Origin of the sequence: Dietzia sp. DQ12-76, assembly GCF_014145045.1 — a bacterium.
Lineage (GTDB): Bacteria > Actinomycetota > Actinomycetes > Mycobacteriales > Mycobacteriaceae > Dietzia.
Window position 1 is genome coordinate 1 of record NZ_JAALDV010000003.1, and the last position, 7291, is coordinate 7291.

9 protein-coding genes are annotated in these 7291 nt (G+C 69.3%); 3 read left to right on the top strand and 6 right to left on the bottom strand.

Annotation, left to right across the window (positions count from 1 at the left end):
• Window positions 1-816 (top strand): SDR family NAD(P)-dependent oxidoreductase (locus G6019_RS00075; RefSeq protein ID WP_241725769.1); only part of this gene is annotated, 816 nt, incomplete at its 5' end.
• Between the two features lie 17 nt (window positions 817-833).
• Here G6019_RS00075 and dapA read toward each other — a convergent pair.
• Window positions 834-1721, bottom strand: coding sequence for a 4-hydroxy-tetrahydrodipicolinate synthase (dapA, locus tag G6019_RS00080; RefSeq protein WP_107757616.1), 888 nt, complete (start codon window positions 1719-1721; stop codon window positions 834-836).
• Between the two features lie 130 nt (window positions 1722-1851).
• Here dapA and G6019_RS00085 point away from each other — a divergent pair, with 130 nt between their 5' ends.
• Entirely contained in the window at window positions 1852-2142 is a 291-nt protein-coding gene (locus tag G6019_RS00085) for a hypothetical protein (RefSeq protein WP_107757617.1), read from the top strand.
• A gap of 12 nt (window positions 2143-2154) precedes the next feature.
• Here the strand turns inward: G6019_RS00085 and G6019_RS17560 are convergent, their stop codons facing one another.
• A complete protein-coding gene (locus tag G6019_RS17560) occupies window positions 2155-2280 on the bottom strand; it encodes a hypothetical protein (RefSeq protein ID WP_017837372.1) in 126 nt (41 codons plus the stop codon).
• A gap of 168 nt (window positions 2281-2448) precedes the next feature.
• Here G6019_RS17560 and G6019_RS00090 point away from each other — a divergent pair, with 168 nt between their 5' ends.
• A complete protein-coding gene (locus G6019_RS00090) occupies window positions 2449-3261 on the top strand; it encodes a pirin family protein (protein WP_107757618.1) in 813 nt (270 codons plus the stop codon).
• An 8-nt stretch (window positions 3262-3269) separates the two neighbouring features.
• Here the strand turns inward: G6019_RS00090 and G6019_RS00095 are convergent, their stop codons facing one another.
• The 4 genes from G6019_RS00095 to G6019_RS00110 all read right to left on the bottom strand — a co-directional run.
• Window positions 3270-4988: a BCCT family transporter gene (locus tag G6019_RS00095; RefSeq protein WP_182612227.1), complete on the bottom strand. Its 1719-nt coding sequence runs from the start codon at window positions 4986-4988 to the stop codon at window positions 3270-3272.
• A 56-nt stretch (window positions 4989-5044) separates the two neighbouring features.
• A complete protein-coding gene (locus G6019_RS00100) occupies window positions 5045-5605 on the bottom strand; it encodes a CAP domain-containing protein (RefSeq protein WP_231750392.1) in 561 nt (186 codons plus the stop codon).
• 113 nt (window positions 5606-5718) lie between these two features.
• Complete coding sequence (locus G6019_RS00105) at window positions 5719-6651, bottom strand: diacylglycerol kinase (RefSeq protein ID WP_107757621.1); 933 nt, start codon at window positions 6649-6651, stop codon at window positions 5719-5721.
• On the bottom strand, window positions 6648-7291 hold a 644-nt coding region (locus tag G6019_RS00110; protein WP_304506188.1), incomplete at its 5' end, for an FAD-linked oxidase C-terminal domain-containing protein. The genes G6019_RS00110 and G6019_RS00105, both read right to left, overlap by 4 nt.

Consider the following 7291-nt stretch of genomic DNA (forward strand, 5'->3'; position numbering starts at 1 on the left):
TTCGGCCTGGCCGCCACGCGAGCCCTCGTCGCGCGTGGCGCGAGGGTGGTCATGGCGTGCCGGGACCTCGGGAAGGCCGAGGCCGCCCGGGCCTCGCTGCCGGCCGGGGGCCGGGACAGGGCGCAGGTCCGTCGGTTGGACCTCGCCGACCTCGACTCGGTGGACGAGTTCGTCGCCGGGACCGCGGACCGGGTGGACGTCCTGATCAACAATGCCGGCGTCATGAACCTCCCGCACTCACGGACCGCCCAGGGCCACGAAATGCAGTTCGGCGTCAACGCACTCGGTCACCATGCGCTCACCCAGGGGCTGCTGCCGCAGCTCACCGATCGCGTGGTCTGGCTCGGGTCACTCGCGCACCTGCGGGGGCATGTCGATCCCGACGATCTGAGCATGGACCTGCGCGGGTACCGACCCATGGCGGCCTATGCCAACTCGAAGCTGGCCTGCATCATGCTCGCCTACGAGTGGCAGCGGCGGCTCGGCCGCGAGGGCAGTACGGTCCGGTCAATGGCCGCGCACCCCGGGTACACCGCCACCGAACTCCTCCGGCAGAGCGGCCGCCCCGCCGCCGACCGGTTCTTCGAGTTGGGCAACTCGATCTCGTGGGCCGGCCTGACCCCGGAGATGGGCGCGCTGTCCGTGCTCTACGCCGCCACCGTGCCGGACCTGCCGGGCGCGACGTTCGTGGGCCCCGACCGCCTCGGTGGGCTGAGGGGGCATCCCGCCATCGTCCGATCGAGTCGCACGTCCCACGACAGGCGCGTCGCCGCAGCGCTCTGGGAGCGGTGCTCGGAGATGGCGGCCTTCCGGTAGCCCGTTCCGCGGTGGACTCAGGCGAGCCCGGACGCGGCCAGTCCCTCGCGGAGCCGGTCGAGGTGCTCCGGCGGGCCCTGGAGCAGAGGCATGCGGAGTCGATCGGATCCGATCAGGCCCTGCATCTTGAGGGCGGCCTTGATCTGGATCGCTCCCTGCGAGGTGTGCATGATCGCGTCGACGGCCGGGATCAGACGGGTGTGGATCTCGCGGGCCCGGGGCAGGTCGCCGGCGTCGACGGCGTCGACCATGGCCCGGTAGTCGTCACCGGCCACATGCCCGACCACCGAGACGACCCCGGTGGCCCCCAGCGCGAGGAACGCGAGGTTGAGCACGTCGTCGCCGGAGAACCACAGCAGCTCGGTCTCGGCCATGAGCCGGCTGGCCTCGAACAGATCGCCCTTGGCGTCCTTGACCGCACGCAGACCCGGGATCTCCGCCAACCGCCGGATCGTGTCCGTGGCCAGCGCGGTACCGGTCCGCCCCGGGATGTCGTAGGCCATCACGGGGCGGCCGGCGGCGTCGGCGATCATGCGGAAGTGCTCGACGATCCCGTGCTGCGTGGGTTTGTTGTAGTACGGCGTGACCACCAGGAGGGTGTCGGCGCCCCGTTTCACCATCTCGGTGGCCGCGCGGATCGAGTGCTCCGTGTCGTTGGTGCCGCACCCGGCCATCACCGCCACGCGGTCTCCCACCGCGTCGACGACGGCGGCGACCGCGTCGTAGTCCTCCTCGTCGGTCGTGGTGGCGGACTCGCCGGTCGTGCCGTTGACCAGCAGTCCGTCGTGGCCGTGGTCGGCCAGATGGACAGCGAGTCGCTGGAGACCGTCGAAGTCGATCGAGCCGTCGTCGTGCATAGGGGTCACCATCGCGGTGATGACCCGACCGAAGGGATTGTCCGACATGGGCACCAGGATAGGCGTTGCCGGATGATCGTCACCCCGGTGCGGCCCCCGCGGTGACGACCGGAGGCACGTCGAGGGCCTCGCGGTTAGGGTCGACACCACCCCGCACACACCACCACAGGAGGACCGCATGAGTTCGGAGAAATCCCCCGAGACCCCGGAGGACCTGGGCAACACGATCGACGGCACACGGGTGGGCGACGGCAGCGCGCCGGATCCGGCGACCGCGCAGGACGCCTCCGGAATCGACCCGGATGCGCCGGGCAGCGGTGGCCACAGTGACGGGCAGAGTGTCGGCCCCGGGGACGGGACCGCGACGACGGGTTCGCGCGGCCTGGAGGAGCAGAAGCGGATCTACCAGACCCCGGAACAACCTGACCACGCCCTGGGCGGAAGTGAGGGCACCGCCGACGGGATGTAGACCCCGGGAGGGTCAGCGCACCTTGTCCGGGTTGGTGTCGAGGAAACGGCCCAGCGTGTTGTCGACGACGAGGTGTGCCACCTCGTTGGTCGTGGCGACCCCCACGCGCAGCGTGGCGACCAGAGCGTTCTGCAGCATCGAAACCTCCCAGCGAAAGATGTGACTGCCGTCACTGACGGCTGTCAGCCTACGCCCGGTCGCGGGGGACCGTAGTCACATCAGCGAAAAAAGTTGGACGGCCGTTCTGGTCGCCCGGCCCGCCCCGGCCAGGGTGGGGACGACGATACTATTGCTGTTGTATCAGCTATGGGTGGGGGTGCCGTGTCCGGTCCAGAGGTCAGAATCCATCGATCGTCCACGCGTTCCCACACCGGCGGGGGGTGGCTGGACTCGCGCCACTCCTTCTCCTTCGCCCGACACCAGGACCCGATGAACACCCACTTCGGGCGACTCCTGGTCAACAACGACGACCGGATCGCGCCGGGCAGCGGGTTCGACACCCACGGCCACCGCGACATGGAGATCATCACCTGGGTCCTGTCCGGTTCTCTGGTCCACCAGGACTCCGAGGGCCATAGCGGGATCATCTACCCCGGGCTCGCCCAGCGGATGAGCGCGGGGTCGGGAATCCTGCACTCCGAGCGCAATGACGGCTGGCGCGACGGTTCGATCCAGCACTCCGAACCGCCCACCGAGCCGGTCCACCTGGTCCAGATGTGGGTCGTCCCCGACTCCACGGGCGGAGACCCGGGCTACGAGCAGTGCGAGATCGAACACGGCGAACTGGAGAACCGTCTAGCCGTCGTCGCCGGAGGCCTCCGTGCCCACGCCGACCGGGCCGCCATCCGCATCCGCAACGACAGCTCCGCCCTCCATGCGGCGCGCCTCCATCCGGGCAGGTCGGTACAGCTCCCCGACGCGCCCTACCTCCACCTCTACGTGCCCGTCGGCTCGGTCGAGCTGGAGGACTGCGGAGAGCTGTCGACCGGCGACGCCGCGCGGCTCACCGCCACGGGCGGCCGACGGGTCACCGCCGGCACGGACTGCACAGACGGTGCCGAGATCCTCGTGTGGGAGATGCACGCGGGGATGACGATGCTCGACGTGAGAGGACACTGACGACGATCTCAGTCGGGGTCGGTGGGCTGCTCGAGTGGGTTCGGCGCGCCGTCGTCCTCCTCACCGTTCGGGATCCGGTGGAGCGGGCCGATCGGTTCGGGCGAGGGTGTGGTCTCGTTCTTCTCGAACTCCTCGGGCGAGTATGCGCGGTCCCACTGCCTCGTCACAGTGGGCGTACGTTCGCCCAGATCGGCGGAGATCCCCTTGACCAGGCTGTACATCATCACGAAGCCCATGACGAAGAAGGGCAGACCGATGACGGTGATGACCTCCTGGAGGGCGGTGAGTCCACCCGTTCCGGTTCCGGCGAGCAGCGTCGCGGCCACGGCGCCCATGAGGACGCCCCAGATCACACGCTGGTGCGTCGGCGACGGCGAGACGGTGTCGTCCTCCCCCGAGGCCATCATGTCCACGACCATCGCGGCGGAGTCGACCGACGTGGTGAAGAAGATGACGACGATCAGCACGGCGATCCCGGAGACGAGGGTCGCCAGCGGGTAGTTCGACAGGAACGCGAACAGCGCACCCGGGATGTCACCGTCGTCGACCACCGCCTCCACCAGTCCACCGGGCCCGTTCAGCTCGATGTCGAACGAGGCCATGCCGAACACGCCGAACCACACGATGGAGAAGGCCACCGGGAGGACGAGCACCCCGAAGACGAACTCGCGGATGGTCCGGCCACGGCTGATCCGGGCGATGAAGATGCCGACGAACGGCGACCACGTGATGGTCCACGCCCAGTAGAAGACGGTCCAGGTGTTCTGCCACGTCGCCAGGTCACCGTCGGCCGGGAACACGTTGTTCCAGAACGCCAGTTCAGGCAGGGTCGAGGCGTACACACCGAAGGTCTCCACCGTCCCCTTGAGCAGGAACAGGGTGGGTCCGGCGATCACGATGAAGGCCAGCAACGCGACGGCCATGGCGATGTTGACGGTGGACAGCCGCTTGATCCCCTTGTCCAACCCGGCGGCGACAGAGATGCACGCGACCGTGGTGACGACACCGATGACGAGCACCTGCACCAGCGGCGACACGGTGATCCCGAAGAGCTCGTTGAGTCCGGCGTTGATCTGGAGGGTGCCGAGCCCGACGGAGGTCGCCACACCGAACACCGTGCCGACCAGCGCCACCACGTCGATGGCTTTGCCGATCGGTCCGTAGACGCGGTTGCCGAGGATGGGCGCGAAGATGGAGCTGACGCGCGGGGGCATCTTGCGCTTGTAGATGAAGTAGGCGAAAGCCAGAGCGGGCAGCGCGAAGATCGTCCAGGTGTGCAGCCCGAAGTGGTAGAGCGTGAAGGCCATGGCCTCCTGGGCCGCCTCCCTGCTCCCCGGATCGACCCCGCCGCGGGGCGGGGTGGCGAAGTGCGAGATCGGTTCGGCCACGCCCCAGAACATGAGGATGGTGCCGATCCCGGCGGCGAACAGCATGCCGAACCAGGCCGCTGTGGAGTGCTCGGGCACCTCGTCGTCGGCACCGAGCCGGACGTGGCCGAACCGACTCAGCGCGATCCACAGCAGGAAGAGCAGGAAGATCGAGACCCCGGCGATGTAGAACCACCCGAGGTTGGTCATGATCCATCCCGAGGCGGCGCCGAACACCTCTCCCACCCAGTCCCCCGCCACGAACGTGACCACCACGAAAGCGACGATGACCGCCACAGTCGTGAGGAAGATCCCCGGGTCCGTCCTGAGTCTCAGTGCGCGCGTTATCCGTTCGGACATGGTCTCCCTCGTCTGTTCGGTGTGCTTGGCGGCGGTCCCGCTGCCCGGGCCCGGACTCAGTAGGCGAAGTTGTGCACCACGAACACTTTGCCGCCGGCCGAGTAGGCGATCCCCATTCCCGCCGAACGGTACCCCGGGTCGATCAGGTTGTCGTTGTGGCCGGGTGAGTTCTTCCACAGGTCGACCAGACATACGGCCCCGCAGTGCGTCCCCGCGGCGACGATGTTCTCCCCGAAGCCCCGGCTCAGCAGGGCCTGGTTGTGGTAGACGGCGTCCTGGGCGGCCAGCCTGTCGGCCCAGGCCTGAGCCTCGCGGTCCAGATCGGCGTTGGGGGCGAGGACGCGGAGACCCTTCGACACCCGGTACGAGTCGATCTCGCGGACGATGCCCTCGCGCAACCCCCCGGAGACGGGTCGATACATCATCTCCGTCGAGCCGACCGCCGCCCACACCTCGGCCGGCACCGCGGCACGGGCCTGGGAGATCAGCCCGTCCACCACGTGCTGCGGGATGAACGGCGGTAGGGCCTGGGCGGAGGCCGTGGCGGCCCCACCACTGATCAGAGTGGCGGAGGTGACGGCGATTGTCGCGAGTGACGCGGTGAGCCTGGAGCGCATGGAGGTGATCATGCCGTTCCGGCGCGCCTGAAGCGAGTCGATTGACGGATGAGGTAGCGCCCCCGCGTTACGGCCGTGACCTGCGAATATCAGTGTTACTGGTGGTACTGAAGTTAACGTGGGACCAGGAACAGACCGGCGCCCGGCAGGACCTCGACGGTCACCGGAAGTGGCGCCACGGCGTCACCGTCGGCGAACGCCTCCACCTCCGGAGCGTCGATGCGGACCGACCTGCACCGCCTCGTGGTGACCCCACGGAGGCCCACGTGGGTGCCGGAGTAGATCCTGCGGAAGTGCCACGCCAGCCGGGGCTTGGAGATCCTGCCGACGTAACACACATCGAACAGGCCGTCGGATCGATCCGCGTCGGGGGCGATCCTCATGTCTCCTCCGTAGGTCCGGGTGATGGCGAAGGCGCTGAGAAGGACCTCCGCCTCGATGGTCTCCTCCCCCGGCTCACCGGCGTCGAAGGTCATGCGGAACGGGCGGGGCCGGTAGGTCGGGAACTCGATGACCGAGGCCAGGACGTAGCGAAGCGGCCCCCGGAGGATCGACATCTCGTTGACGCGACGGTTGACCGCCGAGTCGAGCCCCGCGCACAGTACGGACGCGAAGAGGCGGGGCGCGCCGCCGTCCGGAGTGGCCCGGCCCAGGTCCACCTGCTCCACGCGACCGGCGGCGACGACATCGGCGGCGGCCTCGGGACTGGTCAGCGGGATGCCGTACTCACGGGCGAGGTCGTTTCCGGTGCCCGCCGGGATGATGCCGATCGGGACACCCGAGAACGCCTGTGCCTGCACGGCCAGCGAGACCATCCCGTCCCCTCCGCACACGACGAGGGCGTCCACCCCGTCGGCGACAGCCTGCCGGGAGAGGTCGAGGGACTCCTGCGCGTGTGCTCCCCTCAGGGACTCGACCTCGAGCCCGTGCGAGCGCAGCCTCGCTGCCGCCCTCTCCGCGATCCGCTCGCCGCGCCCCCCACCGGCGGCCGGGTTGATCAGCATCGCGACCGTCCGGATCCGGCGGTCGGACGGCGTCGCGCTCACGGGACCAGTGTCCCCGGGTTGCACACGCCCCGCGGATCGACGGCGTCCTTGACCGCTCGCAGCATCCGCACCCCCACCTCGCCGATCTCGGCCGCGAGGTAGGGCTTGTGGTCCACGCCGACGGCGTGATGGTGGGTGATCGTCCCGCCCGCACGCATGATGGCCTCGGACGCCGCCCGCTTGGCGTCCGTCCACTGGGTTATGGGGTCCTCGCCACGCTGGCCCGCCACCACCGTGAAGTAGAGCGAGGCCCCCGTGGGGTAGACGTGACTGATATGGCACATGACCAACGCGGGGGTGCCGCTGGACTCGAGCGAGTCGCTCAGGGCCCGGGCGACGGCCTCCCGTAGCGCGGACAGGTTCGACCAGTCGGTGGCGGTCTCCAGCGTCTCGACCAGCGCGCCGTTGTCGATCAACGAGTCTCTCAGCACGGGCGCACCGAAGCGGCCGTGCTCCCACGCCTCGGCGGGGCCGGCGCCCAGCGACACGGCCCCGTGGGCGAGCAGCAGCGCCCGTGTCTCGGCGTGGCGGGACCCGGTGTGGTCGGCCGTGCCCTCGAAGAGCGTCAGACACAGGCATCCTGCGGCCTGACCTCCTCCGGCGTCCGCCCCCTGGCCGATCGCCTCGGTGGCGGTGGCCA